The sequence below is a fragment of the Niabella sp. CPT15-335-S11 genome (assembly GCF_058792415.1).
In genome coordinates, this window is record NZ_JBYTEI010000002.1 from 429,102 (window position 1) to 456,072 (window position 26,971).

Genomic DNA, 26,971 nt, shown 5'->3' on the forward strand with positions numbered 1-26,971 from the left:
GGGAGGGTCGGTCCCGGTGAATACCGGGATCAACTCCCACACTCTTTAAAAGGGTTCCAGAAATTGGAACCCTTTTTTGTTGTAACTTTATTGCAACGATTTGTTCCGCCCATGTATTACGTCTACATTTTATATTCCAAAATCAGAGATCGCTACTATGTAGGCTTTACCGGTAATTTGCTGGCGGAACGCGTAAGAAAGCATAATTCAAATCACAAAGGTTTTACTGGAAACTCTCCGGATTGGAAGATCGTTTACTACGAGATGTTCCCTGATAAAACTTCTGCAATGAAACGGGAGCGCGAAATCAAAATGAAAAAATCCAGAAACTTTATTCAGCAACTAATCTCCAACAGTGGTTCAGAGCATCCCGGCCTGTAAGCCGGGAGGGTCGGTCCCGGTGAATACCGGGATCAACTCCCACACTCTTTAAAAGGGTTCCAGCAATTGGAACCCTTTTTTGTTGTAACCTTATTGCATCGATTTGTTCTGCCCATGTATTACGTCTACATTTTATATTCCGAAATCAGAGACCGCTATTATGTCGGCTTTACCGGTAATTCGCTGGCGGAACGCCTAAGAAAGCATAATTCAAATCACAAAGGTTTCACGAGTATATCCCCCGACTGGAAGATCGTTTATACGAAGTCTTTGCCGATAAACAATCTGCCATCAAACGAACCCCGCAATTTTGCACAAGTTGTTGCAAAATTTCACTAGTTTGATTTTCAGCCGCTTTTGACAAATGTCCTATTTGGGCAACGGGCTGTTGTCCAAATAATCGAGCGATTTGTTATATGAGTGCCTCAGTTTCTCAGATTAATTAAATTGACAACAACTTTTACCATCATTTCCATCTCTTCCGGTTTGCTTTCTGCAATCATCAGCGTAAGTGCCACCAGGGCATTATCCGCGATCCGGCGGGAGCCGTCTTCTTTATAAAGCAATTTATTTTTCTCCAGGAACCAGACAAATAGAAATGCGGCAATTCTTTTGTTCCCATCACTAAAGGAGTGATCTTTTACCACGAAATACAACAGATGGGCCGCCTTTTCTTCCACGCTCCGATACAGTTCTTCTCCATCAAACGTCTGATAAATTGCAGCCAGTGATCCCCCAAAGGATTCATCCTTTTCATTGCCAAATAAGGAACTACCTCCAATTTTCTTCCGAAGACCGTTGATGGCAGACATGGCTTCTTCAAAATTGATGCGAAAAAACTCATCCTTCGTTGTTTCTTTTATTTCCAATATCTGGTGATCGTATTTATCCAGCACATCCAGCGCATAAGTATAATCCGTAATTACTTTAAGCAGGCCGCTGGCCTGATCTGAATTAAGGGGTTGGTTTTCGAGAACATTACCCAAGAGTCTAACAGTTTGTTTTAGCTGTTCCAGCTGTTGGCTTTGTTCTTTCAGTCGTTTTTCGTTAACGGCATAGCCTTTAACCAGGTATTCTTTTAGTACTTTATTGGCCCAGATACGGAATTGGGTACCTTTTGGGGATTTTACCCTGTAGCCGACTGAAATAATAACATCTAGGCTAAAAAAAGCAACAGGCCGATCCGAATTTGCAATGTGCAAATTTTGCACATTGCTTTCTCTGCTTAATTCCTGCTCCCTAAAAACATTATTTATATGTTTGGTAATCACAGATCGCTCACGATCGAATAATTGAGCAATTTGTTCCCGGCTAAGCCAAATTGTTTCTTTTTCTAATCTGACATCAATGGACGTTTGTCCATCCTGGGCCTGATAAATGACTATTTCTCCTGTTTCCATAGTTGAATTTAAAGTATTTCAGTAAAAGAATATGTGCTTTGGGAAAATGGTTTTAAAAGTAGACTGAGCATTATCCAAAATCCACCAGTGCTTTCATTCTTTCCTTTTTAGTTTGCTTGTCAAAATCGGCTAAATAATTCCCGGTTGTTTTTGTATCGGAATGGCCGAGACTTTCGGAAATAAATTCAACGTTAGCACTGCTCGCTAACAGGATTTTGAAAAAGGAATACCCATACCGAATTCCGTTGCAATCAGCTTCACGTGCTTATTTGCAACACGACTATAATACTGCACTTTATCTTTAAACAAAGCAGGATCATCTTCCATACACTAAAAAGGGTCCCGGAAACTGGAACCCTTTTTTATTGCAACGATTTGTTCTGCACATGTATTACGTCTACGACAGAAACTAGGTATTGTAAAACATCGTTTGCGAGCTGTATCACATTACCCGCAAACGATGTTAAATAAATGAATGCTACTAATTCAATACCTCAACATCCTGTGGATTTAATACAACAATCTCTGTTGGAGTTATATTTGTCAGATTGTCATTGACAGGGCAACGGTTTTCTACCGCCCTGATCCAGTCTTTTAATACTTCAGGAGAAACTTTTGCATAAGGTTTTAGTGTTACCTGAATTTTCTTAAATCCGGCCCGATCTTCAAAAGACTTTCCAAAAAGCCTGTCGGGGTTGATATCTCCGGTAACTTCAATTTCAAGCCTGTCTAACTTAAATCCCAACTCCCCTGCCAATAAATGGCCCATGACATTCAAACATCCGGCATAGCTGGCTAATAAATATTCTACGGGATTTGCACCCTGATCGGTACCACCCAATGTAGGCGGTTCGTCTATCACGAGCCTAAAGTTCCTGGCTTCTGCTACAAATTTAGTAGGATTCTTACTGACTCCTTTTACGATAAAATTTAAATCTGACATGTTTTATTTATTTAATTAAAATGAATAATGACTTATTTATTACTTAGTATATGTTGTAGGCCCTTTTAATATATATTTAGTTATTACCACATTCTCGCAGGGAGAAAAGGTCTGCATTGCCGGGTCCACTTACTGGCCTGCAGGTTGTGTATAATACGTCTACAAAAGGGGATTGCTCATATTGCTGTTTAAATATGAAAATTAAATTCAGCGTGAACAGAATCTATTTCCTTTTCAGAAAAAGGCTAGAAAATTTTTGGGGGATGATATGGTATAAACGATGCCTTACGGCATACAACAGTTGTGTGCACATTTAACAATGTCTACACAGACATGTTGAAATATAGTTATTGGGCGTGTCACTAACATTACCCTACAAATATAGTAGGATAATGTCAATTCTGAAAATTTTATTTTTTTTTACATCGTCGTCCGCCTAAACTACCACCATTAAAAGAGGTGGATTTAAGGTTGAAGTATCAACAGTCGATTCCAGTCTGGCAGTATCAAACGGCAACTTTTGTAAATTCCGTTCCACCTTCAAGACCTTTTTACCATCGAACGTTTCAACGGACGCTACAACATTTACCAACTCGAAGCACCTTCCCTGAAACTCAACAACCTGAGCGGTACTATTACTCTGAAGACTAATCGCAATAAAGGCCAACAAAGCAGTTCTTTCTGAAGAATGCCCCGGGGCCTTATTTTCTGCCTTGATACCCATCACGCTGACATGTGCGCCGGCCTTGTTTGCATATATTTTTATTGTATCATATAATCCTAACCTACGCAAGAGAATTCCAAAGGCTCATCCATTGATATTATTTGATAGAACAAGAGACTTTAATTACAGATAATGGTAAAATAACGGGTTGTCCAACTAAAAATAAAAACCTTGAAAAGGATTTTTCGCCAAGTTCCCATTCACCCAACTAACAGCATTTTTCTACCCCGTATCAAAAGCCAGAAAATCAGCACAACTTCCCAATGAATGTGAACGCGCTAAAACTAAATGAATAGCCGGCAAAGAGTATCTTGCCGAATCCTCCCGCCATTGTTTGCAGTCAGCCTGGCCAAAGCTAAGACGAGCCATCAGAAATTTGCATCGATCGGGTTGAGAAAAGTTATAAAACTAACAACTTTCCCGTGAATTCCATTTCAAGGCGAAGCCGAAAAGTAGTTATTTAATAAGAACCTAATACCGGGAATTTGCCATTTGTTAAAAATTTTTAAGCAAATTGTTGCGTTTGGTCATCAATTCCCGTTATAGGCAATATAGCCCTGCTAATTTTTTGAAATTTTTAAATTAAGCACAACCATGAAAATGATGCAATCTAAACCCGGAGCCTTCTCCGTTTCCCTGCTAGCCATGCTGACGCTTTTCACGCTGGCCTCTTGTCTCAAAGAAGAGACGCCCACTCCTGTAGCCTATCTGAATGTCGTACATGCGTCGGCAACAACGCCGGCGCTGGACTTCTCCCTCGATCAAAACAGGAAGGATTACAACAATTTTATCTACAAGACTTACACCGGTTATATAAATGCATATCCCGGAAACAGGCTCTTTAAGGCCTACAGGAAAGGAGAAAGCAACGCGCTAGTCAGCGCAAGTATCCAACTGTCAGAAAACGCCTCCTACTCGGTGTTCGTTGTCGACACAGCCAGTAAAACAGAAGCTGTGTTGGTTAGAGATAGTTCTCGGTCTGCAAGCGGCGACTCGGCAAGAGTCCGGTTTGCAAATATGAGCCCTGACGTTGCGGCGCTCGACTTCTACATTCAAGGACAGGCAGCCCCGCTGGCTACTAATGTACCGTACAAACAAGCCGGCAACTTTTTTAGCCTGAAAGCGGCCAACGACGTCATTCTTGAAGTGAAGCGTTCCGGTCATCCTGAAATTCTGGCCACCTCAGATAAGAAGAGCCTGCTAGCTGGCAATTTCTATACCATTTTTAGCTCCGGATATTCCTCATTGACCAATGATGCAAAACTGTATATCGGGGTGATGAGGCACTAAATCGTGATTCTTTTTCCCAAATAAATGTACCTATGAAACAGGATGGCCCCCTTGGGGGCCATTTTTTTATTTATACCTCAACCATATATTTTTTAGACATCCGTTCAAAAAACCTTTTCCTAACATAACTTTGTAATCACCCTGGTTTACAGGATTCAACCGAACGATGCAAAGCGATTACATCATCCTAAAAATATACTGGCGTGAAATTCAGATCATTGTACATTACGATGGCCATGCTGTCCTTGTTTGCCATCATCCTCCTAAACCTTCAGGGCTGTAAGGACAGAAAAAAGTCAACTACTAACGAAAAAGAAAGTGCCGTTGATACCACAACGTTGGACGGAAAATTATGGCTAAAGGCAAGTGCAGTCTTCCCCATCCTGCCCGACACAATGCCGGGAACATTCACCGATACCAAACAAAAAGTCGATTTGGGCAAGAAGCTTTATTTTGAAAAAGCACTTTCGATCAACAATCAGCAAGCCTGCAATAGTTGCCACCCGATAGACCGGGGATTTGCGGGAGCCGATCACGATATCACCGGCGTCGGCGCGCTGGGAAAATCGGGTAAACGCAACGACCCTTCCACGTTGAACGCCGGATTCCAGTTTGCGCAGTTTTGGGATGGCAGAGCCGGCACTTTGGAAGAACAGGCCACCAAACCTATCCTGAATCCGATTGAAATGGGCATGCCCGATAAAACAGCTGTAGAAAAAAAACTCAGGGCAATGCCCGACTATGTAGCATCCTTCAAGGCCGCATTCCCCGACCAAGAAGATCCTTTGAATTTTGACAACCTCGGCAGGGCTATTGCCGCCTTCGAACGTACCCTTGTATCCCGCGGCAAGATTGACCGATTCCTAAAAGGAGATTTGAGTGCAATGAATACCAGTGAAAAAGAAGGATTGAAAGTTTTTATTGAGACCGGATGCATTCAGTGCCATATGGGTCCCAATTTTGGCGGATTGATCTACCAGAAAATGGGACTATTCCATCCCTATGAAAACATTGAGGACCTCGGCCGTTTCGCAGTTACGGGAAATGAAGGAGATAAGTACCAGTTCAAAGTGCCTATGCTGAGAAATGTTTTGCTGACAGGACCCTATTTTCATGATGGGAGAACTGCGGATGTTGAAGTTGCCATTGAAAAAATGGCCTACATGCAGTTAAACAAAAAGCTGACTCCAAATGAAGTCAAAAGTATAAAGAATTTTCTCGGGGCTTTGTCCGATGAGAAAATCGTTTCTCAATAGACAAACTAACAATTGTCTTTAGAGTAGTTTGCAAGACTTGTGATGAGCAGTAATAAAAAAAAAGAAACCGCCTGGAAAATACCGGCGGCTTCTTCTATCCTATTTATGAAACCTCAATAGCATCAACATGCTACTGAATATCATTTGACGGGAACCGTCTGCGGATTCCGTTGAATATTTGAATTTGAAGCAAAATTTCTGCATTGCCCCCGGCCATAGCCCGGGCAATTTCCATTTCGCATGCCCTGTCCCCGGTTTACCCCGGCCTGGCCCCCGGCCTGACCGCGGTTTGCCCGCCCAACATTCTGCCCTTTACTATAGGGACAATTAGCTGTCCCGAGGTTATCGCAAACTCCATCATTATTGGCGTCTACATATCCCGGGCAATTTTTATTCAGCCCCTGCCGCTGACCCTGGCCCCTTCCCTGCTGCGCGTAACCAGTTGTATAAACCAGCCCCAGCACAAATAAAATCAAAAACGTCTTTTTCATTATATATTATTTTTAGTATTTAAAAAATCATGGCATATCAGTTCGCCCGTGACGCCCCATCCCCCGGCCGCGACCAAAGCCTCCGCCTTGAGGACCTCCCGGCAGCACTTCCTGCTCAAACAGGGGCCTGAAAGCGACTTCAAAATTGCTCATTTGATCGGGTCTGCAGACAGCCTTAATCCTCAAATAAAACCGAAATGCCTCCTGCTTCAGCCGTCCGTGCGCATCGCCTATGCCAAATGATAACCCATTGAGTTTCGCGGTATCGGCAAAGGGTTTATTCAATTCAATGAGCATTTCACGCTTTAATGAATCGATGACATGAATAATTCTCAGAGCTCCCGGTCGGAATATCCGGTTCGCCTCCCTGAATTTTTCAATCTGCTGATTATCAAAATTCAGGTTTTGCCGCAAATATCGCCCGTTGATCACAGTCCCCTTCTCATTCACGATCACCGCATCTTCCTCCAGTTTCTTCTCCTGCCAGTTATGGTAAATGATCACAATAATGGTTGTAACGTTCAGCAAAGCTAACAGCACGATTACCCAAACCAGTATCCTGTTACTACCCATCATTTATTCAGTCCCAATTTGACGATAAAAGCTCAAATTCTCTATGACCACATCATTTGCCCAAATGGCCGCTTTTTCCCGGCTGATGTGATAAGAACTACCAAGAGCAATGCCTCCTAATATGACTCCTGCGATACCCGCAGCCATCGCCCATTTTTGCCAGCCCTGCGGCTCCTGATGAACCCTCCCCTGCGGGATGTCCCCGAGCTTCGACATAATCCGCGAAACTAGCAGAGGATCGGGCTCCTGCTGTCGGTTTCGGGAAATATAACCGGACAGTATCTCGTCATCCCAGGGATTTATCATAGCTCTTTATTTGTTTAGACACCTCAATTCAAACTTTCCTACGTTTTTTCAGCTCTTTTTTTAAATGTGCTTTGGCTCTGAGTATTAGTTGTTCAACGGCGCCTTCAGAAGTACTCATTATTTCAGCAATTTCCTTTTGAGAAAACCCTTCAAATTTTGAAAGTATGAACGCAACCCGTTGTTTTTCGGGCAGCTTGTCCAGCGCTTGCTCCACTATCCCGTCCTCCTCAGCTTCTTCAAGTTTTTGTCCGGCATTTTTCTCGGCAGAGGAAAATTGAAAAAATGCTGACAAATCACCCATTAACTGCTCCCTCCTTTTCTTTCTGACAACATTGAGAGCTGTGTTGACGGTGATCCGGTAAAGCCAGGTTGAAAATGCCGATTTGCCTGAAAAGCCGGGCAGGGAATTGTAAGCTTTTAAAAAGCAGTCCTGGGTAATCTCTTCAGCTTCTTCCCGCTGGTGAACAAATCCTAGTACCGTCCGGAATACGCGGGGCGAATACTTCTCAACGATCAGCCTGAAGTTCCTTTGATTGCCATCCAAAATAGATCGTATCAGTTCATCATCCGTCATCGACTGTTATTGAGACCGGAAGCAGGACCGTGGCTTGCCGGGCACTAAAAATAAAAACTGATATGTGCCACAATATTCCGCCCCGCCCTCGGAAGTTTTATGACGTCCAGGTGTTCGTAATAATACTGGTTAAAAATATTCAGTCCAGTGAGACTTACCACCAGCCTTTGATCCTGCCAGGAAAAAGCTTTGATGATACCCGTGTTGATAACATTAAAAGCAGGCGTTGATGACTCCCCGTAGAATGCACTCACCCGGCTCTGACCTGCGGCATACACAGATTCCAGAAAAAATGTCCAATCGTTTTTGGCCTGCCATTCGGCTTTTTGGGTTGAGTGAAAGGGACTCATAAGTGGCACCGGGTTGCCATTGTTATCCGTTCCCTGCTGGTAAGTGTTAATGCTGCTCAGGCTCAGGCTTTTTACCGGATCGAAACGGGCAATCAGCTCGCCGCCCCAGATATTAGCGGAAGACAGATTCTGATACCGCTTTACTCCGTCTGCTCCCATCGTCGAGGTCATATCCCCCACCACCCCGCCGGCAATATAATTTCGAAAAAAATAACCAAAGGCTTTCAAATTTGCGTAAAAACCGGATGAATTAAAGCGGATAGATCCCTCTGTATTAAAAGCACTTTCCTTCTTAAGCGCGGGATTACCAATATACTCATAGTTATCAACACGGTTAAGGAGATATACGGAATAAAGTTCTTTCAATGTAGGAGAACGCATGGATCTGGATAGTTTTGCGGAAATCTGCCAATCAGCAGACAGGTCCCAGACAGGCTGAATGTAGGCATTCCATAAAAAATGATCCCGACTGATCGATCCACTATAAATCCCCGACAATTGGTCTTTGCCGGCCAGCGAGTAAATGGATGATTGATCAGTCCCTGCACTGGCCCCCGCCAACAGATTAAATTGATCCCTGATATGAATGTTGTCTGCTACAGACAATCCTGTCGAAAACCTTTGTGCATCGGGGATAGTCAGCATAAACATTTCCGCCCCTCCCCCTTTGAGGTACATCGTCATTTCGGCATGCCAGCGGTTCAGAAAACTCTCGATTTTAACCTGGAACCTATGATGCGTGTGCCGGTATTCTGCTTTACTGAAGAACCCGGCCGTCAGCGCCTGTCCCGGCATGTCCATGTGCATCGGAATCTGGTCCAGCGGCCTCTTGGTATCGTCCATGGCATGATCAATATAGTTGAAATAAAATTTTGATTCGATACCTGAAAGTGCGGAACCAGGGCTCTTGTATTGGTGCCCAAGCGAGACGATCTGCGCTTTGGCATACTTCACGTCCATGGTCAAAGCTGGGTAACCAATATTGTAGCCGTTATCTGTGATATAGTCACCTATAAGTGAATTTTTATCATTCCACTTGTATTTTGCACTCAGGCCGGCGTTCCATTTTTCATACTGGGAATACAGGATCCTGGCATCTTCATCCACAGAAAATCCCGTTTCTTTTGACCAGGTCCCGAAGCTGCTCAGTAAGTCCTGTTTGGCACCCCCTGGCTTGTAATTACCTGCTTTTCTGTAAATCCCATTCAGGTATAAGGCAAATTTTTTGCCACTATACTGCCAATTGGCCAGAAATTGCCTGGCACTACCATTGGTTTCAAATCCGCTTCCGACGGAAGTCTGAAAGGTTTTCACCATACCTGGTTCAGGTTCCTTCAGCATAAAATTCATGGATCCGCCGATAGTAGCAGCGCCTGCCTCGAACCCCGGACCGGTATTTAGCTTAATACTTTTCAGATTGTTCGGTTCAATATAGGATGATGCCGGATCCATTCGATCGGTACAGGCCCCAAAGATTCGCATACCGTTTATTTGCACATTGATCTGACCATCGCTCATTCCCCTGATGACTGGCTCTTGTGCAAATGCACCCCTGCTAATGATCCCCGCTCCCGGCAGAGATTCGATCAGCCGTTCAGTCCTGACCTGTCCGTCTTTCCGTCTCGTGTTATTGTGCCGGGACTGACTGTCGAAATATGCCTGAATCTCTACAACTTCCAGGTCTTTTACTTTCAGGGTGTCCTGTACAGGTAATTCCTGCGCACATGCCGGCGCGGCAAAAAGCAGGCAAAGCGTCAATTTTAAAAAGCTTCCCACAATACCATTATTTTAGTTGTAAGCCAAGAGCGGTCAGTTCTCTGAATCCTGACCCCTCTGGCTTCAGTACAGTCAAAACAAAATATCGATCATCGCGTGATCCGCGAAAGTGGATCCATCACCACTCAAGGTGAGATCAAGCCGCCAGTCACCAGTCATCGTAAAATTCACTTTCCCTTTATAATGTCCTTTTGAAGTAAACACCGGGTTCACGTTATTAGGTGAACTGTGTCCCATGGAAGGCATGGTTGGAACAAAACTCAGGTTCATACCATCAACAGCCGGAAAATCCATCATGGTATTCTTTTTATAAACGGCCACTTCCAGGTCGTTGATACCGACTTTTTGCTCGGGCTTCTGCGGATGCACTAACACGACAAAATAGGGAACTCCCTGCTGATTTTTGATCTTGCCTATCAATTTAATACTTGAAGGTGTATTTTTCACGACCACCGGAATTTCCTTCATATAAGTCTGGTTGTTATAAGTAACCGTCGCCTTTACAGACCACCCCATCATGCCATCCGTAGCCATTGAAAATGCTGCTGCGCCGGCGTAAAACTTGTCTGTAGACGAATACACGGGCTGCTCAATCGGACAACTGTGCTTCATCGTGATCATGTCCATCACGGGTAAAAGGCTGATGGACGCGTTTGTGACATCCTGCCTGGAATTGGTGTCAATCAGGGTAATATAAAGCGGATTGTATCCAACAAACAGGGAGTCATATTCCGCATACAGCGTGAGTTTAACAGGAGTTCCCGACAGTACCGTCTCGGCAATTTTCTTTTTCTTCAAAACAGGATCAACAGGTGCCGGCACTTCATTTTTTACGCAGGCAGAAAGGATAGCCAATAAAAAAATTATTATTGGGAAATGTCTTTTGAACATAATGTTGAATTTAAATTTCGGAATGGATAAGCAACCGGCATACTCAAACCGTACCCTGGGTTACGGGCGCCATTGATCAACACAAGGATGACGTTGCGGCTCTACCGGATTTTTGAAACAGGGAAAACAGACAGGTATATGGTCAGAGACAGGGGGGCCGGAATACTGGTGCGTGGATGCCTGCAGGAACATCTTCGGGCCTGCCTTCAATATGGCGGCTCAGTGCTATCAGGCGAAATTGGTTTTCAAGGGTTGCAAAGTCATTCTGATCAGACAAAGAGACTTCATTCTTTAGAGAATTGATTCTTTCAGGATTCTGCTGATCTTTTTTTTCTTCTTCCTGCAATTTCTTCATTAGCTGACATTGCCCGTTGCAATGAAGTTTTGGTCTGGCCTTGTTGATACATTTTTCCGCATAGCTGGCAGTTCGGGCGTAATAATCGGCAATATAGAAACTTTTCCCAAACGACTGCGCCAGGAAGGCTGCCAGAAAAACAACTGCAGTTATGTATTTGTATATAAGACCCTTTTTCAATATTTGGAGGCAAAGGTATTCAATAAACCGAAACAAATCTCCCTAATAAAAAATAAATGATTATTGCAGACTGATTTGACCAACCCAGACAAACAAAAAGCTAATGAAGCCCGACAAACGAGCGTGTTAAGCTACTGTTAAGCTTGCCTCCGGTATTGATGATAAAAAAAATAGCATGTAACTTAACTGGGAATTTGAAGTGAAACGGGCTAAATCCACAATAGCAATCAGATAATTGAATCGAAATTGTTATGAGATCCAATTTTGACAATACCAGGTTTTTGGAAGCAAAACAAATCGATCCATATTACTTCGCAATCGCCAGGGAAAAAGCGTCACTTGGAGCACATGTCATTTTCTAAAACTTTACTTTTATGAAAAACGGTCAGATTTCCGCATTCACCAGCAGTATGAGTTCTTATATTGATCAATTGCTACCCGGACTGGAAGAGATTTACAAAGACATACACCAGAACCCCGAGTTATCCATGCAGGAGTTCAGGACGGCAAAAATTGCAGCCGATCACCTGACCAGTTTTCAGTATGAGGTTACCACAAATGTTGGTGTGACCGGCGTTGTGGGTGTCATGAAGAATGGAGAGGGGCCCACCGTGATGTTACGCGCGGATATGGATGCGCTTCCCGTAAAGGAAGACACCGGGCTTCCGTACGCAAGCAAAAAAACAGGTCGTGATGAAGATGGTGTGGAAGTAGGTATTTCCCATACCTGTGGCCACGACCTGCACGTCACGTGGATGATTGGTGTAGCAAAGTTGTTTTCGGAACACAGGGATCAATGGAAGGGGACCCTGTTAGTTGTGTTCCAGCCGGGTGAAGAAGTTGGCCGGGGCGCTCAAAGTATGATCGACGACGGAATGATGAAGCGTTTCCCCAAACCGGAAATTATCCTGGGACAACACGTGATGGTTGGCCGAGCGGGTACCGTCGGTTACCGGAGCGGAGCGATACTCTCTGCGGGCAACAGTCTCAAAGTAAAAATTTTCGGCCGTGGGGCGCATGGTTCATCGCCTCAAACATCGATAGATCCTGTAATCATGGCCGCCGCCTCAGCCCTGCGTTTACAAACAATCGTTTCGCGGGAAATCGCACCCATTGAAAATGCTGTGCTGACAATCGGTGCATTGCAGGCCGGCACCAAAGAAAATATCATTCCTGAAGATGCCACGCTGAAGCTGAACATACGTACTTTTAATGATGGTGTCAAAGACCATATTCTTTCCGCGGTAAAACGTATTTGCTGCGCTGAGTGTGCCGCCTCAAATGCGCCGAGAGATCCGGAATTTACAACACTGGACAGCTACCCGCTGACCGAAAACGACGTCGCAGCAACCAACAGAGTTGCCGAAGCTTTTCACGAGGTTTTTGGAGACTCCGCGCATGAAACTCAACCGGCCTCGGCCAGTGAGGACTTCAGTGTTTTCGGCAGAAGCTGGAATGTACCCTATGTCTTTTGGTTTGTTGGCGGAACTGACCCGAAAATCTATGACGATGCAATAAAAAACAATAAGCTTAATTCAATTCCCAGCAACCATTCACCCAAATTTGCGCCGGTACTCAACCCAACCCTGAAGACAGGTTTTCAGGCAATGGTCACTGCTGCGGCAGCCTGGCTGGAATAATTCTCACCTATTACTATCTTTGACCAATGGGCGAACTGCACACGATTTACTATATACTGGACCTTACCGGGACATTTGCTTTTGCCATTAGTGGAGCAACAGCAGCCAGACAGCGTGGACTTGATTTGTTTGGCATCTGTGCCATCGCCTTTGTGGTGGCCTGTGGTGGAGGAATCATTCGCGATCTTTGCATCGGGGCAATTCCCCCAGCAGGCTTATCTGTTTGGTATTACCTGGCTATCGCGATGTTCGCCGCCGGTCTGACAATAGGCTTTTACCCAATTGTACAACTCCTCAACCATCCGGTACTCCTGTTTGACGCTGCGGGATTATCCATGTTCGCGGTTTCCGGAGCTCAGAAAGCGCTTTCATTCGGACACAACAACGAAGCTGCAATACTACTGGGAATTACAACCGCCGTCGGCGGAGGCGTTATGCGCGATATGCTGCTCAGCCGTGTACCCGTAATTTTGGAAAAAGAAATTTATGCTTCAGCAGCCCTCATCGGCGCATCGATCGTAGTTCTGGGAAGTTATTGGGATTGGCTCTCAAACGACTGGGTCGCCATTATTGCTCTGGTCGTAAGCTTTTCCCTGCGAATGCTTGCGCTCCGGCATCACTGGAACCTGCCCACTTTTTCAAAAGAGACAGACCAGTAGACCTGTGACAACCAGGCTTATATTACAATTGCTCGTAATTCAACATTTATCATTCCTTTCTACCCGCAGGCGGATAACGTCTAGTCTAACGTCTATTTAGCATCTAACTTCTCCATCTCCACCACCCAAAGGCCTCTTAACTGGTTTATGTCATATCCTGTAGCTTCGTCTTTCGGATACAGGTCACGCAATCTCACCCTCACAGCAGGGTTGATTTGTTTACGGGGTCCATGACAATTCAAACACAGGGAATTGGTGATTATGGGATAATATGCCCGGATCTTCCCTTGTTGTGAAGCTAGCACAGGCTGAGGTTTTTTGCCGGCGGTTATTGCAGATTGCATGTCTGTAATATAACCCTGCTCATCGGATCCGGCGCGGTTCCCGGGGTTTCTCGGCTTATCCGAAACTCTCCAAATGTGAACCGAATAGTGAGCAGACATACTGTCTGTAAGTGGGACTGCCATCACGTTACAAAACGAAATGGCATTTAAAACACCACGTGTTTTCATTGCTTCGGTGAGGTTCCTGGTCAACACAGCACCGGTCTCTGAAGCGTACCTGGCCCCGGTTTCCAGATAGATCCGACGGGAAACCGAATCTATCCGGACATCACCCGAAACCTCCCTGTCCGCTTTTTTCTTACCCGTATTTAATCCACAGGCGGACAAAAAGGTCAAAACCAGTAACACTATAACCCCGCTCTTTTTCATTCTGCGACCCTATCATTTAGAAACTGCCAATAATGGCATTGAAGTTACAATATATTTGTAACAACTGAAATAAATCAGGATATCAGGTATTGCATGTCAGCAAGACCACCCCCGTTATATACTTCATTCACACCAGATTGTTTCAGCAACCCCACAGCAGCCATACTTCTGCCACCAGACAAACAATAGACCACGATAGGCTTTTGCATTTCATCTATTTCATCCAGTCGCTGTTTTATTTCCTGCAGGGGCACATTGATTGCCCCCGGGAAGTGTCCGTCGTTGAATTCCTGGTTAGTCCTTACATCCAACAATGTGTTCTGTCCGTTTTTTACGATTTCTTTTAGATTATTCATCTTTTTTTTATACTTTATTTTATTAATAAATAGCTTTGGTTCTTTTCTTTTGTATTTCTTTTTCTATGTGGGTGATGTTCCAAAGTGAGAATCCACCTGAAAGATTAATCACGTTCGCATAACCATGCTGTTTCAAAATTCTTTGTGCCAGGTATCCCCTTAACCCAATCTCACAAAAAATGTAAAGGGTCTTGTCTTTAGGTAACTCAAATAGCCTGAGCCGGAGTTCATCAAGCGGAATATTCTTTGCCCCCGGGATTGTCTTGACAACGTGTTCCTGTGGTGTGCGAACATCCACCAGAATACCATTCTTATCATTAATATACCTGTCAAAAAAATCATCCCAGTAAGCCACTTTTAAAAGACCCCCAATCAGGTTTTCTGCGGTGAACCCGGCCATATTCACCGGATCTTTAGCAGAAGAGAAAGGTGGAGCATAGGCGTGCTCCAGCTCTGTAAGGTCGTAGATTGTCCGACCCTGCTGAACCATGGTCGCCAACAAATCGATCCGCTTGTCCACCCCCTCCATGCCGGCTACCTGAGCGCCCAGCAGTCGTCCGTCTTCCGGCGAAAAGACCAGTTGAATAGTCATTTGTTTCGCATCGGGGTAATAAGTGGCGTGGGAAGCCGAACGGGTAGTGGACACCTGGTGAGGAATCTCAAAATGTTTGAGATGTTTTGAAGCCATCCCCGTAGTAGCCACCGTGTAATCAAATACTTTTACGATCGCTGTATTAATCGATCCTTTGTAACGTTTTTTATTGCCCAGGACGATATTATCGGCACAGATCCTGCCCTGTTTATTTGCCGGACCTGCCAGAAACGTATTAGCTGGCCGGCCCGTGATGGGGTTTTCAAATTCAATAGCATCACCAACGGCGTAGATTTCCGGATCTGAGGTCTGCAAATATTCATTCACCCAGATTCCTTTGGATTTACCTATCGTTAATCCTGCTTCAGCGGCAAGCCGGGTATCAGGCCTTACACCTATGGATAATATGACGATATCCGCATCTTCCGATTCCCCATTGGTAAATTTCACACGAACGCCTTCACCCGAGGATTCAAACCCGCTGACGGTTGTGCTTAATAATAACTGTACACCTTTTGAGCGAATATGCTGCTGAACAATAGCAGCTACCGGGAAATCCACCGGCGCCATCACCTGGTCGGCCATTTCCACGATCGTTACCTGGTGACCCAAATTGTGAAGGTTTTCTGCCATTTCCAATCCGATGAAGCCTCCACCAATCACCACAGCTTTTCCCTTCTTCATCCTGTTGGCCTGTTCCTTAATCGCATCGGTATCCGGAACATTTCTGAGTGTAAATATCCCTGGCAGATCAATGCCCGGCAACGGCGGGCGGAGAGGCTCTGCACCAGGCGATAAAATAAGTTTATCATAACTCTCATCATACTCTTCCCAGGTAATGGTATTTCTCGCCCTGACCAATTTGTTGTCGCGATCAATACTCAGTACTTCGGTATTCGTCCGCACATCAATGTGAAAGCGGTTTCTGAAACCTGCCGCAGATTGCACGAACAGTTTACTTCTCTCCCGGATCACATCTCCGATATAATAGGGAAGACCGCAATTAGCGTAAGAAACATATGCTCCTTTTTCAAACATGACAATTTCAGCATGTTCATCCATTCGTCTGAGACGGGCTGCAGCACTGGCTCCGCCGGCTACAGCTCCAACAATCACAACTTTCATCTTTTAAAATTTAGGTACAAAAGAACAAACAGGTATAAAAATTATACGTGATTTTAGTTACAGTTAGTTTCGATCGCACAAAAAAAGTGCGGAATGACCCGCACCTTAAAACATCCGGCAAAATTCTTTATGAAGGATCTACTTAACTTCTTCATAGGAGATCTCTTCCACATTCTCACTATTGGCTGGCCTGCTGCGTTGCGGGACGCCGCACCCTCCTGCACCGCAACAACCTGTATTTGTAAGGCTCTGGAATATAAACAAACCCCCGAACAGACCTATCGCCCAACTATGGATCTGAAAGGACTGCCCTAACATCATTATTCCCAGGATAAGTCTGATAACCCTCAAAAAACTCCAATCTTTCAGCAATACCTTATACATAATCAGTTTATTTGAACACGAATGTATCTAACTTGGGCGGAGGCTAAAGTGATAAATGTCACAAAAAATGTTATAACAAGATGTATCTGTTCCCTGCAAAAGGTAACGTATTGTCAAACAATCATCGTCAGCTCTCAACATCATTCGCGCAGTAACCCATCCAGAAAATCTTTAAATTTCTGGCTCCCATAATCTGCAATTCCTTCATGATGATACACGGGTCTGCCCTGCTTATCCAAGACTAGTGTCGTCGGCAGCGAACCGCCAAACCACTCCTCGGGAAAAGGCCCCTGGGGCGCGTAAACCGGGAGTTCAAAATTTCTGTCTTTCATGAACGCGCCGGACTTTGCCAGGTTTCCATCCGCATCTACCAGTAAAAAGAGTATCCCCGAATTATTTTTGTAATTTTTATAAAGTGTATTTATGGAGGGCATTTCAGCAATACACGGGGGGCACCAGGTCGCCCAGAAGTTGATGAATACAACTTTCCCATCCATTGTATGTCCGTCAACTACTTCGCCTTCTGAATTATTAAGTCTGATCTTCCAATCGCTGACGGCAGTTGCCTTATCGGCTTTAACCTCGCCAGGCACACCGGGTTGAAACAAGCCCGCCGACATAAACACCTGCAAAACCTTCGCCTTAAATTCGGGGAAGACAAGGATGCTGAGTGTAAAAACTACCAGGATCCCTGAAATGATATTGGAAACAGTAAAATACTTCTTTTTGGGAATTGGATTGTCCATAATTTTCGATTGGATGGCCGCAAATTATCCAACCCGCGGATGCGAAACGGTGTCTAAAGTCACAGCGAACTACCTTTCGTTTTTTCAATAAACTTCCTGTTCAGAGCAATTTCGCCCCTTTGTTCCAGCTTCTTCAACAGTCGGGATACCACCTCGCGGGATGTATTCAGATCATTCGCTATCTCCTGATGCGTAAGTTCTATTTTATTGGAGTGAAGACTTGTGAATTGATTTTTCAGGTAAGATTCCAGCCGTTCGTCCATACTTTTGAATACAACGTTGTCAAAAACCTCCAGCAATTCTTCAAACCTGGACCGGTAGGTCTCGATCACAAAATTATACCAATCCTGGTGGTACTTCATGAGCTCATCCGTGTACTGAACGGGGATCATGATCACTACCGTATCCTCAACTGCCTTGGCTGTAACCTCACTGGTTTTTTGTCTGGAAGCGCAGAGCATGGAGAGCGCACATGCATTGCCGGGTTCGAGGTAGTACATGAATGCCTCATCGCCATATTCACTTTCCCGATAGAGTTTGATCCGTCCTTCCACCACCAGCATCGTATGTTTCAGATATTGCCCGGCCTGGATCAGGATCTCACCCCTTGAAATCTGTTTCATGAGGCTGACCCTGGCAATGAACTGTTTAAGCTCTTCGCCAAACATAAAAAACTTCTTGTTTAACAGATCCAGTATTTCCTTATTCGCCAGTTGTTCAAGGGTATTCATTGCAGTTTACAATTTGACAGAATTCTCAAGTTACGAAATTATTTCTTCCTGAAAAAAAGTCTGACGGGAACGCCGCTAAATTCAAAATTCTTCCGAAGCTGATTCTCGAGATAGTTTTTGTAGGGCGTTTTGATGTCATCCGGAAAATTACAGAAAAATGCGAAAGAGGGTGTTTCGGTGGGCAACTGCGTCACAAATTTTATTTTGATGGAATGACCTCTCACCACCGGGGCATGATGTGCTTCCACCGCTTTTAGCATCACCTCATTTAGTTTGCTGGTGGGCACCTTCCGGGACCGGTTGGCATATACGTCCAGCGCCATTTCTATGGCTTTGTAAATCCTGGTTTTTTCCAGAGCCGAAATAAAAATCACCGGAACATCGCTGAAGGGAGCCAGCCTTTGTTTCAATTCCGCTTCATAATCCCGGCTGGTATTGGTTTGTTTATTTTCTATCAGGTCCCATTTATTCACGAGGATCAGGATCCCCTTCCCCTTTCTGGCCGCGAGGCTGAAAATATTCAGGTCCTGCGCCGTGATCCCTTTCTCAGCATCCAAAAGCAGCAGGCAAACATCAGATTCGTCCAACGCTTTTATGGCGCGAATGACAGAATAGAATTCAAGATCTTCGTGGACGCGACTCTTGCGCCGGATCCCCGCGGTGTCGATTAGTATAAACTCTTTCTGAAATAAATTGTAGTGGGTATGGATGGTATCCCTGGTTGTTCCGGCGATGTCGCTAACGATAGTGCGCTCCTGCCCTACCAATGCATTCAACAGTGAGGATTTCCCCACATTAGGCTGGCCGATAATAGCAAATTTTGGCAAAGTTTCCTGTGAGGCCAATGCATTCGACTTTTCCTCTGAGATCAGTCCCGCTACCGCATCCAGCAGTTCCCCCGTTCCACTTCCACTGGCGGAAGCAATAAAATAGATATGTTCAAATCCCAGACTGTAGAACTCGGCAGCTTCCAGCATCCGGTCGTGGTTATCAACTTTGTTTACCACCAGGAAAACCGGCTTGGTACTTTTACGAAGCACCTTCGCCATAGAGTCGTCCAGATCAGTCAGACCGGTCGTGGCATCTACCATGAACAGGATGGCGTCGGCCTCATCCACAGCAATCAGCACCTGCTTGGCGATCTCCCGCTCAAAAACATCATCGCTGCCATGTACAAAACCTCCGGTATCAATTACGTTAAATGTTTTACCGTTCCAATCACTGATGCCGTACTGTCTGTCGCGCGTAACACCGCTTACATCATCAACGATGGCCTTTCTCTGTTCCAGCAAGCGGTTAAAGAGTGTACTCTTTCCTACGTTAGGCCTGCCTGTGATTGCTAGTGTGAAACCCATATCCTATTGCTGGTTTATATTTAAAAATCCAAATGAAGCTGTATCACTTCAAATTATAAAAAACATTAATTTAAAATCTCTTTAGTCCGGTTGTGATCTGTTCTTTAGAATTGCAGCGACGCTTTCGAATCTGAAATATCGATAATTTTCTCAATACCCATATTCACGTAACTGCATTTCATTTTCGCGCCATTTCGGTTTTACTTTGACAAATAATTCCAGGAAGACTTTCTGACCTATGAAGGCCTCAATATCTTTCCTGGCTGCTGTACCGATTTTCTTGACCATGCTCCCCTTCTCACCGATCAGGATCATTTTCTGCGTTTCTCTGTGGACGATGATATCGGCTACAATTTTTACCAGGGTTAGCTTCTCCTTGTATTCTCTGATCAAAACTGCTGTATGGTAGGGTACTTCGTCTTCGGAAAGCTCGTAGATCTTCTCCCTGATAATTTCTGAAACGAAAAATTTTACGGGCAGATCACTGATATCATCACCATCGTAAAAAGGAGCTCCTTCAGGCAAAAACTCAAGGATCGGCCGGATAAAATCTTCTGCCAGAACCCCCTTCAGCGCAGAAATTGAAATAGCCTTTTTGCAGTAAGACTTTTCTGAGAAGAACGCCTCAGCCTCCTTCACTCGCTCAGGCCTGGCTTTATCGGCCTTATTGATCACGACAATCGCAGGCACCTTCAGCTTTAGCGCGGCAAAGATCGCATCATTTTCCTCCCAGTCGTCCTGAATGTCAACAATCAGCAGCGCTACATCGGCATCTTCCAGCGCCGATTTAACCGCCTGCATCATTTTTTCGTGCAATTTGTATTTAGGTTCAATGATCCCCGGGGTATCTGAAAATATAATCTGGTAACCATCACCGGTGAGAATGGCTTTGATCCGGTGGCGGGTGGTCTGCACTTTTGGCGATACAATAGCCAGTTTTTCTCCCATCAGTGCGTTGAGAAGCGTACTTTTGCCCGCATTAGGCCTGCCAAATATGTTTACAAAACCAGATTTCATGTCGTACCAGAGCCTTACCGGCCGAAAACTGCAAAGGTACGCCAAGATTCCGGTATTTTTGAAATGCTGATGAGCCGGGGCAAAGTTATCCAAAGGCCGGTTCTGACCGTCAATCAGCGGACCACGGCGAACAAGTGATATATTTACACTCTTTTTGACGCATGCGCGGAACAGTCGGTGCTTTCGGGCCAACATATTCAAGGGATTTTTGAAGATAAACATATGCATCCAAAAACTTACTTCGGTTCATTCCTCGGCTTACTATTGTTTTTATCCTGTTCGGAACCAGGCAGGATGAAAGCCTCCACCAAAAACAGTGCAACTCCCAATATAGTCCTTATTCTCGCAGATGATCTTGGTTATTCGGATTTGGGTTGTTACGGCGGAGAAATCAGGACGCCTAATCTGGACGGGCTGGCAGCTAACGGAATCCGATACACGAACTTCTACAATACTTCCCGCTGCTGCCCCACGCGCGCCGCGCTGCTTACGGGGGTTTATAATCATAATGCAGGTATCGGCAAAATGACTACCGATGACGGTCTCCCCGGATACAGGGGCTTCCTGACCAACAACACGGTGACACTGGCCGAAGTACTGAAAAATGCGGGATACAGTACGGGAATGGTTGGTAAATGGCATGTAAGCAATACCATCGAGCAGCCCACGCGCGATGCACAAATGCGTTGGCTGAACCATCAGGAATCCCATCCCCTTTTCTCTCCTATCGAACAATACCCCACAAACCGCGGCTTTGAAAAATATTTTGGTAATATCTGGGGCGTGGTCGACTTTTTTGATCCTTTCAGCCTGGTTAGTGGAACCACACCTATTAATAGCGTCTCCAGGGATTATTATCATACAAATGCTATCAGCGACACGGCAGTAAAATATATCGATGAATTCAGCAGGGACAACAAACCATTCTTCCTTTACGTAGCTGAAACGGCTCCTCACTGGCCTTTACACGCCCTGCCGGAAGATATTAAAAAATACGAGAATACCTACCAGGTTGGATGGGATGCAATCCGGGAAGCACGTTATAAAAAGATGATTGATCTCGGACTTATCGACCCAGCCACCACAAAACTTTCTCCTCGTATCCTGGATGATCTGTCGTGGCAGGACAATCCGGATAAAGTGTGGGACGCCCGTGCAATGGCGGTTCACGCGGCAATGGTGGACAGGATGGATCAGGGCATCGGCAGGATCATAGAGGCTTTAAAAAGAAACGGGCAACTGGATAATACGCTGATCATTTTTTTAAGCGATAATGGTGCAAGCCCGGAAAATGCCATGGCCTACGGCCCCGGTTTCGACAGGCCAGGTGCCACGAGGGACGGAAAACAAATCGCCTATCCCGTTCAAAAAAAGGTGCTGCCCGGACCTCAGACCACTTTCGCGTCGATTGGGGAACGATGGGCAAATGTCGCCAACACTCCCTACCGGTTTGCAAAGGCATCATCTTACGAAGGAGGCATCCGTACGCCTATGATTGCGTACTGGCCAAGGGGGATCAAAACTAGAGGTACTATCTCCCGTGCCATGGGTCATGTCATGGATTTCATGGCCACATTTGTACAATTGGCAAATACTTCCTATCCGGCAACTTTCAATGGGAACCCAGTGCCGCCCACCCAGGGGCTAAGCCTCGTACCATCTTTTTTGAATACAAATGCCAGTGGGCACACCGTCTTATACAATGAGCATTTCGGCGCTAAATACGTACGTGATGGCCAATGGAAGCTGGTTGCGCAACCTAACCAACCCTGGAAATTATACAAGATCAGTGATGACGAGACCGAACTGAACGATATGACCGGAAATTATCCCAATGAGGCCAAAAGACTCGAGCAATCCTGGGATCAATGGGCAAAAAACAACCGGGTTTTCCCTAAAGTGAAATAGAACCACATGTACAAAATGTCCATTCCGGATCACGCCGACCCTCCGGGCAGGTCACCACGGGGACAGACAAAAAAAGAAGATCGGCGACCCGTTGCCACGAAAAGCTATAATACATCGATTTTCTATAATTTTGCGCTTAATGGCTAAGGTGTTTTATAAAATATTACTCGTCATTGTAGCTATTTCTTTCTTTATGTCCGCAGAAGAGATTAACCCCTTCAACGGACACGACACCTTTTTTGACCAGTACGACACTTATGTCAGGACGGAGCAGATCTCCCTCGACTTCCATGGATTTGCCACGGACGTCAACGACATCGACAGTATGACTTTTTACACGTCTGCTTATTTCCTTCTCCCTGGACAATATGAACCTGCTAGGACAAATGAACCAGTCGAAAATATACCTTTTTACCCCCCAAAACGCTTCCTTCTAAATGCGGTTCTACGGATTTAGATGCGATTGATTATCTGCAGGCAATGGGTAATAGTATCTCACATAGAGAATCATTCACCACTCATTCCCCTCATCACGAGGTCAAATTATATCATCCAATCCTTGGACCTGTGTCTTCAATTACGATCTATAATAAACAACCAGCGCATTACTTTCGGGCTACCGATATAAATCAACCTCGTTTTAAGATCAGGCAAGGCAAAGAAACGTGAGGGTGACCGTTGACCGATCCGAAAGAGCCGTATTTCTCCAACGTTGGTTATTCGGAATCCATCTTCTGATTACCGGCTCAGGCCATGGCTTCTCTACCCGGGACCAGTTAAAATTGCTAGGTAAAATAAATTCAGCTCCCAGCTACCAAATTATTGGCACACCTGGGTGAAAATAATAGTTGATTTTAAAACATAATAACTATGAACGTCTTTGACAGGATCATTCATTTCTCCGTTTACCACAAAGTTATCATTGGATTTCTAACGCTTGCGCTAATCGTCTGGGGCATTTATTCAGCCATGCATCTACCCCTGGATGCACAACCCGATATCACCAACAACCAGGTTCAGATCATTACGAACGCTCCGGCGCTCGGGGCCCAGGAAGTGGAGCAATACATCACTGCCCCCATCGAACTGGCATTAGCCAATGTACCGAAAGTTATTGAAAGGCGTTCCATTTCAAGATCTGGTTTGTCGGTGGTGACCGTTGTATTCCACGACAAGGCCGATATCTACTGGGCGAGACAGCAGGTTGCTGAACATCTGAAAGAAGCGGAATCTATCATCCCGGCAGGATCGGGCTCACCGACTATGTCACCAATTTCTACAGGTCTCGGCGAGATTTATCAATACGTGATCAAACCGAAGCCGGGCTTTGAAGGGAAATATAATCCAACAGAACTTCGGACCATCCAGGATTGGGTGGTTGCGCGGCAATTGGCAGGCGTGCCGGGGGTTGCTGAAATCAATGGCTGGGGAGGTTTTGTGAAACAATACGAGGTAGCGGTGGACAATGAGAAACTTAATGCGATGGGCGTTACTATTCCTGAGCTCTTCAAGGCGTTACAGAATAATAATGAGAATGCAGGCGGTTCATATATTGAACAGCAGGACAACGCTTACTTCATCCGAGGCCTGGGTCAGGTTCAATCCCTCACCGATATCGAAAAAATCGTCATAAAGAATGTGCAGGGAATTCCGGTCCTGGTCCGCGATGTATCAACAGTACAATATGGATCTGCCACACGTTACGGCGCGGTAACCCTTGACGGAAAAGGAGAAGCAGTAGCCGGTATGGTGCTGATGCTGAAAGGTGAGAATTTCAATGAAGTTATCAAGAGCGTGAAGACCAGGATGGAACAGGTGCAACACTCCTTGCCTGAGGGGCTAACCATTGAACCGTTTATTGTCAGAACGGACCTGGTAGGCCGGGCCATAAGTACGGTGAAACACAATTTAGTCGAAGGGGCACTCATCGTGATCTTTATTCTTGTGCTCCTTTTAGGTAATCTACGGGCTGGTTTGATCGTCGCATCAGTTATTCCTTTGTCGATGCTGTTTGCTATTTCAATGATGTACCAGTTTGACATATCAGGCAATCTCATGAGCCTGGGGGCGATTGATTTTGGATTGATTGTAGACGGAGCTGTGATTATTGTTGAAGCCTCCCTGCATCACCTGGTCCACGGAACAAACAAACTTAAATTGACCAAAGCTGAAATGGATCAGGAGGTGTATCATTCGGCATCAAAAATCAGGACTTCTGCGGCCTTTGGCGAAATCATTATCCTAATAGTTTATCTGCCCATACTGGCGCTGACGGGTATTGAGGGAAAAATGTTCCGACCCATGGCAATGACCGTCTCCTTCGCCATACTCGGCGCGTTTATACTTTCGCTTACCTATGTGCCAATGATCAGTGCCTTGTTCTTAAACCGCAATATCAACCGCAAACAAGGTATTGCAGATAAGATCATGAAGCGAATTCAAAACTTGTACTTGCCGGTACTGAATCAAGCGCTAAAAATCAAATGGACGGTAGTAGTCCTGTCTGTCATGTTATTACTTATCGCTATATTCATTTTCCGCAGAATGGGGGGCGAATTTATACCCACACTTGAAGAAGGTGACTTTGCCGTGGAGTTGAGGCTGGGACAAGGGACTTCACTTTCCAGAACTATTGAAATTTTCTCTAAAACCGAAAACCTGCTTAAACAACGTATCCCTGAAATTAAAACGGTCGTGACAAAAGTCGGAACCGCGGAAATTCCCACAGATCCCATGCCTATTGAGGGAGGGGATATGATGTTGGCGATGAAACCAAAAGAGGAATGGACCACGGCGTCCACGCAGGCAGAAATGATAGAAAAAATAGAGGAGACGCTCAAGGCTATCCCGGGTCTTTCCGGTGAAGTTTCACAACCGATGCAAATGCGTTTCAATGAACTGATTTCAGGAGTTAAGCAGGATGTCGCGGTAAAAGTGTTTGGCGAAAATATTGACGAATTGGTGAAGCAGTCCAACAAAATTGCTTCTCTTATCGCTAAAGTGGATGGTGTAACCAATCCCTACGTCGAAAAAGTAAACGGCATCCCCCAGATCCTGGTAACCTATGACCGCGACAAGATCGCGCAATACGGATTAAACATTTCCGATGTGAACATGATACTAAAAACAGCATATGCCGGAAATGTGGCGGGGGTCGTATTTGAGGGCGAAAAACGTTTTGATATGGTTATTCGTCTCCGGAAGGACTTAAGAAATAACATGAGTGAAATTCACAATTTGTATATTCCGCTGCCTGATGGGGGGAAAATACCGCTTGGCGAGGTGACCAATGTCACTCTACGAAACGCACCCGTACAGGTTTCCAGAGAAAACGGAAAGCGCAGGATCTACGTGGGCTTCAATGTAAGGGGGCGGGATGTGGAAAGTGTGGTTAAAGAAATTCAGGCGTTGATTAGTCAGCACATCAAACTTCCACCAGAATACTACATCACTTATGGGGGTCAGTTTGAAAATCTTCTGGCGGCAAAAAAGCGCCTGTCGATTGCAGTCCCGGCGGCACTCTTACTTATTATGTTCCTATTATATTTCACGTTCAACTCCGTAAAACAAAGCCTTTTAATTTTTACAGCAGTGCCAATGGCTGCTATCGGTGGAGTCTTTGCATTATTATTGAGGGGCATGCCATTCAGTATTTCGGCCGGTATAGGATTTATTGCATTATTTGGTGTGGCTGTGCTAAATGGCATCGTCTTGATCAGCCAGTTCAACCATTTGGAGGAGGAAGGTATCAGTGACATCTATGAGCGAGTCCGTAAGGGGACATCAATCCGCTTGCGCCCCGTGATACTTACTGCTTCGGTGGCGTCCCTTGGCTTCCTGCCCATGGCGTTATCAACCTCAGCAGGTGCGGAGGTTCAGAAGCCACTGGCCACGGTTGTGATTGGGGGGCTGATTACAGCCACCTTTCTGACACTGATCGTATTGCCTGTGTTATACATCCTTTTCTCGGGCAGGCAAAAACGAACAAGGTTAAATAAAACAGTCAGCCTGCCTATACTCCTGTTGGTCTTTGCAAGTGCAATGCTAACCAGCAATCAGAGTTACGGCCAGGCAAGAACGATTACACTACAGTAAGCTGTCAATACGGCTCTACAGAACAACCTTCAGGTTAAAGGTAGCAATCTTTCTGTCCGCCAGCAGACCGAGCTGCAGAAAACCGCTCTCGACATTGGCAAGACGGAGTTCAGCCTCCAAAACACCCCCTCAAACAGTGCGGAACCGGGCAACAACGTAA

General features: G+C 45.2%; 27 protein-coding genes. 9 read left to right on the forward strand and 18 right to left on the reverse strand.

Going from position 1 to position 26,971, the window contains the following annotated elements:
• Together AC3WS5_RS08360 and AC3WS5_RS08365 are read left to right on the forward strand one after the other, a co-directional pair.
• Nucleotides 1-381: GIY-YIG nuclease family protein (locus AC3WS5_RS08360; RefSeq protein WP_492466843.1), on the forward strand; the 381-nt coding region annotated here is incomplete at its 5' end.
• Nucleotides 382-495: 114 nt separating this feature from the next.
• A complete protein-coding gene (locus AC3WS5_RS08365; RefSeq protein ID WP_492466844.1) occupies nt 496-720 on the forward strand; it encodes a GIY-YIG nuclease family protein in 225 nt (74 codons plus the stop codon).
• 86 nt (nt 721-806) lie between these two features.
• On the opposite strand, the gene AC3WS5_RS08370 is transcribed toward AC3WS5_RS08365, so the two are convergent.
• The 3 genes from AC3WS5_RS08370 to AC3WS5_RS08380 form a co-directional block, all read right to left on the reverse strand.
• Nucleotides 807-1,781 carry a virulence RhuM family protein/type II toxin-antitoxin system death-on-curing family toxin gene (locus tag AC3WS5_RS08370; protein ID WP_492466845.1) on the reverse strand — a complete coding sequence of 325 codons (975 nt, stop codon included), beginning with the start codon at nt 1,779-1,781 and terminating at the stop codon, nt 807-809.
• Nucleotides 1,782-2,262: 481 nt separating this feature from the next.
• Nucleotides 2,263-2,724, reverse strand: coding sequence for an OsmC family protein (locus tag AC3WS5_RS08375; protein WP_492466846.1), 462 nt, complete (start codon nt 2,722-2,724; stop codon nt 2,263-2,265).
• 436 nt (nt 2,725-3,160) lie between these two features.
• Complete coding sequence (locus AC3WS5_RS08380) at nt 3,161-3,448, reverse strand: hypothetical protein (RefSeq protein WP_492466847.1); 288 nt, start codon at nt 3,446-3,448, stop codon at nt 3,161-3,163.
• 594 nt (nt 3,449-4,042) lie between these two features.
• On the opposite strand from AC3WS5_RS08380, the gene AC3WS5_RS08385 reads away from it, so the two are divergent.
• Both AC3WS5_RS08385 and AC3WS5_RS08390 read left to right on the forward strand, forming a co-directional pair.
• Nucleotides 4,043-4,738 carry a DUF4397 domain-containing protein gene (locus tag AC3WS5_RS08385; RefSeq protein ID WP_492466848.1) on the forward strand — a complete coding sequence of 232 codons (696 nt, stop codon included), beginning with the start codon at nt 4,043-4,045 and terminating at the stop codon, nt 4,736-4,738.
• 203 nt (nt 4,739-4,941) lie between these two features.
• On the forward strand, nt 4,942-5,994 hold the full coding sequence (locus tag AC3WS5_RS08390) for a cytochrome-c peroxidase (RefSeq protein WP_492466849.1): 1,053 nt from the start codon (nt 4,942-4,944) through the stop codon (nt 5,992-5,994).
• Between the two features lie 140 nt (nt 5,995-6,134).
• Here AC3WS5_RS08390 and AC3WS5_RS08395 read toward each other — a convergent pair whose 3' ends face one another.
• From AC3WS5_RS08395 to AC3WS5_RS08425, 7 genes are all read right to left on the reverse strand, one after another.
• The gene (locus AC3WS5_RS08395; RefSeq protein ID WP_492466850.1) at nt 6,135-6,485 is read right to left on the reverse strand and encodes a hypothetical protein; all 351 of its coding nucleotides are present in this window, start codon (nt 6,483-6,485) and stop codon (nt 6,135-6,137) included.
• Nucleotides 6,486-6,512: 27 nt separating this feature from the next.
• Nucleotides 6,513-7,061: a hypothetical protein gene (locus tag AC3WS5_RS08400; protein ID WP_492466851.1), complete on the reverse strand. Its 549-nt coding sequence runs from the start codon at nt 7,059-7,061 to the stop codon at nt 6,513-6,515.
• The gene (locus AC3WS5_RS08405) at nt 7,062-7,364 is read right to left on the reverse strand and encodes a hypothetical protein (RefSeq protein ID WP_492466852.1); all 303 of its coding nucleotides are present in this window, start codon (nt 7,362-7,364) and stop codon (nt 7,062-7,064) included. It lies immediately after the preceding gene.
• Nucleotides 7,365-7,392: 28 nt separating this feature from the next.
• The gene (locus AC3WS5_RS08410; RefSeq protein ID WP_492466853.1) at nt 7,393-7,938 is read right to left on the reverse strand and encodes an RNA polymerase sigma factor; all 546 of its coding nucleotides are present in this window, start codon (nt 7,936-7,938) and stop codon (nt 7,393-7,395) included.
• A 44-nt stretch (nt 7,939-7,982) separates the two neighbouring features.
• Complete coding sequence (locus tag AC3WS5_RS08415; RefSeq protein ID WP_492466854.1) at nt 7,983-10,064, reverse strand: TonB-dependent receptor; 2,082 nt, start codon at nt 10,062-10,064, stop codon at nt 7,983-7,985.
• A 72-nt stretch (nt 10,065-10,136) separates the two neighbouring features.
• On the reverse strand, nt 10,137-10,955 hold the full coding sequence (locus tag AC3WS5_RS08420; protein ID WP_492466855.1) for a FixH family protein: 819 nt from the start codon (nt 10,953-10,955) through the stop codon (nt 10,137-10,139).
• A gap of 142 nt (nt 10,956-11,097) precedes the next feature.
• The gene (locus AC3WS5_RS08425) at nt 11,098-11,490 is read right to left on the reverse strand and encodes a hypothetical protein (RefSeq protein WP_492466856.1); all 393 of its coding nucleotides are present in this window, start codon (nt 11,488-11,490) and stop codon (nt 11,098-11,100) included.
• A gap of 374 nt (nt 11,491-11,864) precedes the next feature.
• Here AC3WS5_RS08425 and AC3WS5_RS08430 point away from each other — a divergent pair, with 374 nt between their 5' ends.
• Together AC3WS5_RS08430 and AC3WS5_RS08435 are read left to right on the forward strand one after the other, a co-directional pair.
• Entirely contained in the window at nt 11,865-13,130 is a 1,266-nt protein-coding gene (locus AC3WS5_RS08430; RefSeq protein ID WP_492466857.1) for an amidohydrolase, read from the forward strand.
• Nucleotides 13,131-13,156: 26 nt separating this feature from the next.
• Nucleotides 13,157-13,789: a trimeric intracellular cation channel family protein gene (locus AC3WS5_RS08435; protein ID WP_492466858.1), complete on the forward strand. Its 633-nt coding sequence runs from the start codon at nt 13,157-13,159 to the stop codon at nt 13,787-13,789.
• 92 nt (nt 13,790-13,881) lie between these two features.
• On the opposite strand, the gene AC3WS5_RS08440 is transcribed toward AC3WS5_RS08435, so the two are convergent.
• The 8 genes from AC3WS5_RS08440 to era form a co-directional block, all read right to left on the reverse strand.
• Complete coding sequence (locus AC3WS5_RS08440) at nt 13,882-14,502, reverse strand: c-type heme family protein (RefSeq protein WP_492466859.1); 621 nt, start codon at nt 14,500-14,502, stop codon at nt 13,882-13,884.
• A gap of 74 nt (nt 14,503-14,576) precedes the next feature.
• The gene (locus AC3WS5_RS08445; protein ID WP_492466860.1) at nt 14,577-14,858 is read right to left on the reverse strand and encodes a rhodanese-like domain-containing protein; all 282 of its coding nucleotides are present in this window, start codon (nt 14,856-14,858) and stop codon (nt 14,577-14,579) included.
• A 22-nt stretch (nt 14,859-14,880) separates the two neighbouring features.
• Complete coding sequence (locus AC3WS5_RS08450) at nt 14,881-16,575, reverse strand: FAD-dependent oxidoreductase (protein WP_492466861.1); 1,695 nt, start codon at nt 16,573-16,575, stop codon at nt 14,881-14,883.
• 138 nt (nt 16,576-16,713) lie between these two features.
• The gene (locus AC3WS5_RS08455; RefSeq protein WP_492466862.1) at nt 16,714-16,959 is read right to left on the reverse strand and encodes a hypothetical protein; all 246 of its coding nucleotides are present in this window, start codon (nt 16,957-16,959) and stop codon (nt 16,714-16,716) included.
• A 140-nt stretch (nt 16,960-17,099) separates the two neighbouring features.
• Nucleotides 17,100-17,705, reverse strand: a complete 606-nt coding sequence (locus AC3WS5_RS08460; protein ID WP_492466863.1) for a TlpA family protein disulfide reductase — start codon at nt 17,703-17,705, stop codon at nt 17,100-17,102.
• Nucleotides 17,706-17,764: 59 nt separating this feature from the next.
• Nucleotides 17,765-18,436 carry a Crp/Fnr family transcriptional regulator gene (locus AC3WS5_RS08465; protein ID WP_492466864.1) on the reverse strand — a complete coding sequence of 224 codons (672 nt, stop codon included), beginning with the start codon at nt 18,434-18,436 and terminating at the stop codon, nt 17,765-17,767.
• 38 nt (nt 18,437-18,474) lie between these two features.
• Complete coding sequence (gene der, locus AC3WS5_RS08470) at nt 18,475-19,791, reverse strand: ribosome biogenesis GTPase Der (protein ID WP_492466865.1); 1,317 nt, start codon at nt 19,789-19,791, stop codon at nt 18,475-18,477.
• A gap of 150 nt (nt 19,792-19,941) precedes the next feature.
• Complete coding sequence (gene era / locus AC3WS5_RS08475; RefSeq protein WP_492466866.1) at nt 19,942-20,853, reverse strand: GTPase Era; 912 nt, start codon at nt 20,851-20,853, stop codon at nt 19,942-19,944.
• A 177-nt stretch (nt 20,854-21,030) separates the two neighbouring features.
• Between era and AC3WS5_RS08480 the strand changes: the two genes are divergently transcribed.
• The 3 genes from AC3WS5_RS08480 to AC3WS5_RS08490 all read left to right on the forward strand — a co-directional run bounded on the left by AC3WS5_RS08480 (nt 21,031) and on the right by AC3WS5_RS08490 (nt 26,811).
• Nucleotides 21,031-22,716, forward strand: a complete 1,686-nt coding sequence (locus tag AC3WS5_RS08480) for an arylsulfatase (RefSeq protein ID WP_492466867.1) — start codon at nt 21,031-21,033, stop codon at nt 22,714-22,716.
• A gap of 139 nt (nt 22,717-22,855) precedes the next feature.
• Entirely contained in the window at nt 22,856-23,173 is a 318-nt protein-coding gene (locus tag AC3WS5_RS08485) for a hypothetical protein (RefSeq protein ID WP_492466868.1), read from the forward strand.
• A gap of 413 nt (nt 23,174-23,586) precedes the next feature.
• Nucleotides 23,587-26,811 (forward strand): efflux RND transporter permease subunit, encoded by a 3,225-nt coding sequence (locus AC3WS5_RS08490; protein ID WP_492466869.1) that lies wholly within the window; start codon nt 23,587-23,589, stop codon nt 26,809-26,811.
• The last annotated feature ends 160 nt before the right edge of the window (nt 26,812-26,971 follow it).

What these genes read in the sequence shown, in the direction of transcription:
- AC3WS5_RS08410 (WP_492466853.1), bottom strand. Translation starts at nt 7,938, where the DNA reads ATGACGGATGATGAACTGATACGATCTATTTTGGATGGCAATCAAAGG.
- AC3WS5_RS08370 (WP_492466845.1), bottom strand. Translation starts at nt 1,781, where the DNA reads ATGGAAACAGGAGAAATAGTCATTTATCAGGCCCAGGATGGACAAACG.
- AC3WS5_RS08485 (WP_492466868.1), top strand. Translation starts at nt 22,856, where the DNA reads ATGGCTAAGGTGTTTTATAAAATATTACTCGTCATTGTAGCTATTTCT.
- AC3WS5_RS08400 (WP_492466851.1), bottom strand. Translation starts at nt 7,061, where the DNA reads ATGATGGGTAGTAACAGGATACTGGTTTGGGTAATCGTGCTGTTAGCT.
- AC3WS5_RS08450 (WP_492466861.1), bottom strand. Translation starts at nt 16,575, where the DNA reads ATGAAAGTTGTGATTGTTGGAGCTGTAGCCGGCGGAGCCAGTGCTGCA.
- AC3WS5_RS08455 (WP_492466862.1), bottom strand. Translation starts at nt 16,959, where the DNA reads ATGTATAAGGTATTGCTGAAAGATTGGAGTTTTTTGAGGGTTATCAGA.
- AC3WS5_RS08365 (WP_492466844.1), top strand. Translation starts at nt 496, where the DNA reads ATGTATTACGTCTACATTTTATATTCCGAAATCAGAGACCGCTATTAT.
- AC3WS5_RS08445 (WP_492466860.1), bottom strand. Translation starts at nt 14,858, where the DNA reads ATGAATAATCTAAAAGAAATCGTAAAAAACGGACAGAACACATTGTTG.
- AC3WS5_RS08395 (WP_492466850.1), bottom strand. Translation starts at nt 6,485, where the DNA reads ATGAAAAAGACGTTTTTGATTTTATTTGTGCTGGGGCTGGTTTATACA.
- AC3WS5_RS08440 (WP_492466859.1), bottom strand. Translation starts at nt 14,502, where the DNA reads ATGAAAAAGAGCGGGGTTATAGTGTTACTGGTTTTGACCTTTTTGTCC.
- AC3WS5_RS08375 (WP_492466846.1), bottom strand. Translation starts at nt 2,724, where the DNA reads ATGTCAGATTTAAATTTTATCGTAAAAGGAGTCAGTAAGAATCCTACT.
- AC3WS5_RS08385 (WP_492466848.1), top strand. Translation starts at nt 4,043, where the DNA reads ATGAAAATGATGCAATCTAAACCCGGAGCCTTCTCCGTTTCCCTGCTA.
- AC3WS5_RS08405 (WP_492466852.1), bottom strand. Translation starts at nt 7,364, where the DNA reads ATGATAAATCCCTGGGATGACGAGATACTGTCCGGTTATATTTCCCGA.
- AC3WS5_RS08465 (WP_492466864.1), bottom strand. Translation starts at nt 18,436, where the DNA reads ATGAATACCCTTGAACAACTGGCGAATAAGGAAATACTGGATCTGTTA.
- AC3WS5_RS08420 (WP_492466855.1), bottom strand. Translation starts at nt 10,955, where the DNA reads ATGTTCAAAAGACATTTCCCAATAATAATTTTTTTATTGGCTATCCTT.
- AC3WS5_RS08490 (WP_492466869.1), top strand. Translation starts at nt 23,587, where the DNA reads ATGAACGTCTTTGACAGGATCATTCATTTCTCCGTTTACCACAAAGTT.
- AC3WS5_RS08380 (WP_492466847.1), bottom strand. Translation starts at nt 3,448, where the DNA reads ATGGGTATCAAGGCAGAAAATAAGGCCCCGGGGCATTCTTCAGAAAGA.
- AC3WS5_RS08430 (WP_492466857.1), top strand. Translation starts at nt 11,865, where the DNA reads ATGAAAAACGGTCAGATTTCCGCATTCACCAGCAGTATGAGTTCTTAT.
- AC3WS5_RS08480 (WP_492466867.1), top strand. Translation starts at nt 21,031, where the DNA reads ATGCATCCAAAAACTTACTTCGGTTCATTCCTCGGCTTACTATTGTTT.
- AC3WS5_RS08435 (WP_492466858.1), top strand. Translation starts at nt 13,157, where the DNA reads ATGGGCGAACTGCACACGATTTACTATATACTGGACCTTACCGGGACA.
- der (WP_492466865.1), bottom strand. Translation starts at nt 19,791, where the DNA reads ATGGGTTTCACACTAGCAATCACAGGCAGGCCTAACGTAGGAAAGAGT.
- AC3WS5_RS08460 (WP_492466863.1), bottom strand. Translation starts at nt 17,705, where the DNA reads ATGGACAATCCAATTCCCAAAAAGAAGTATTTTACTGTTTCCAATATC.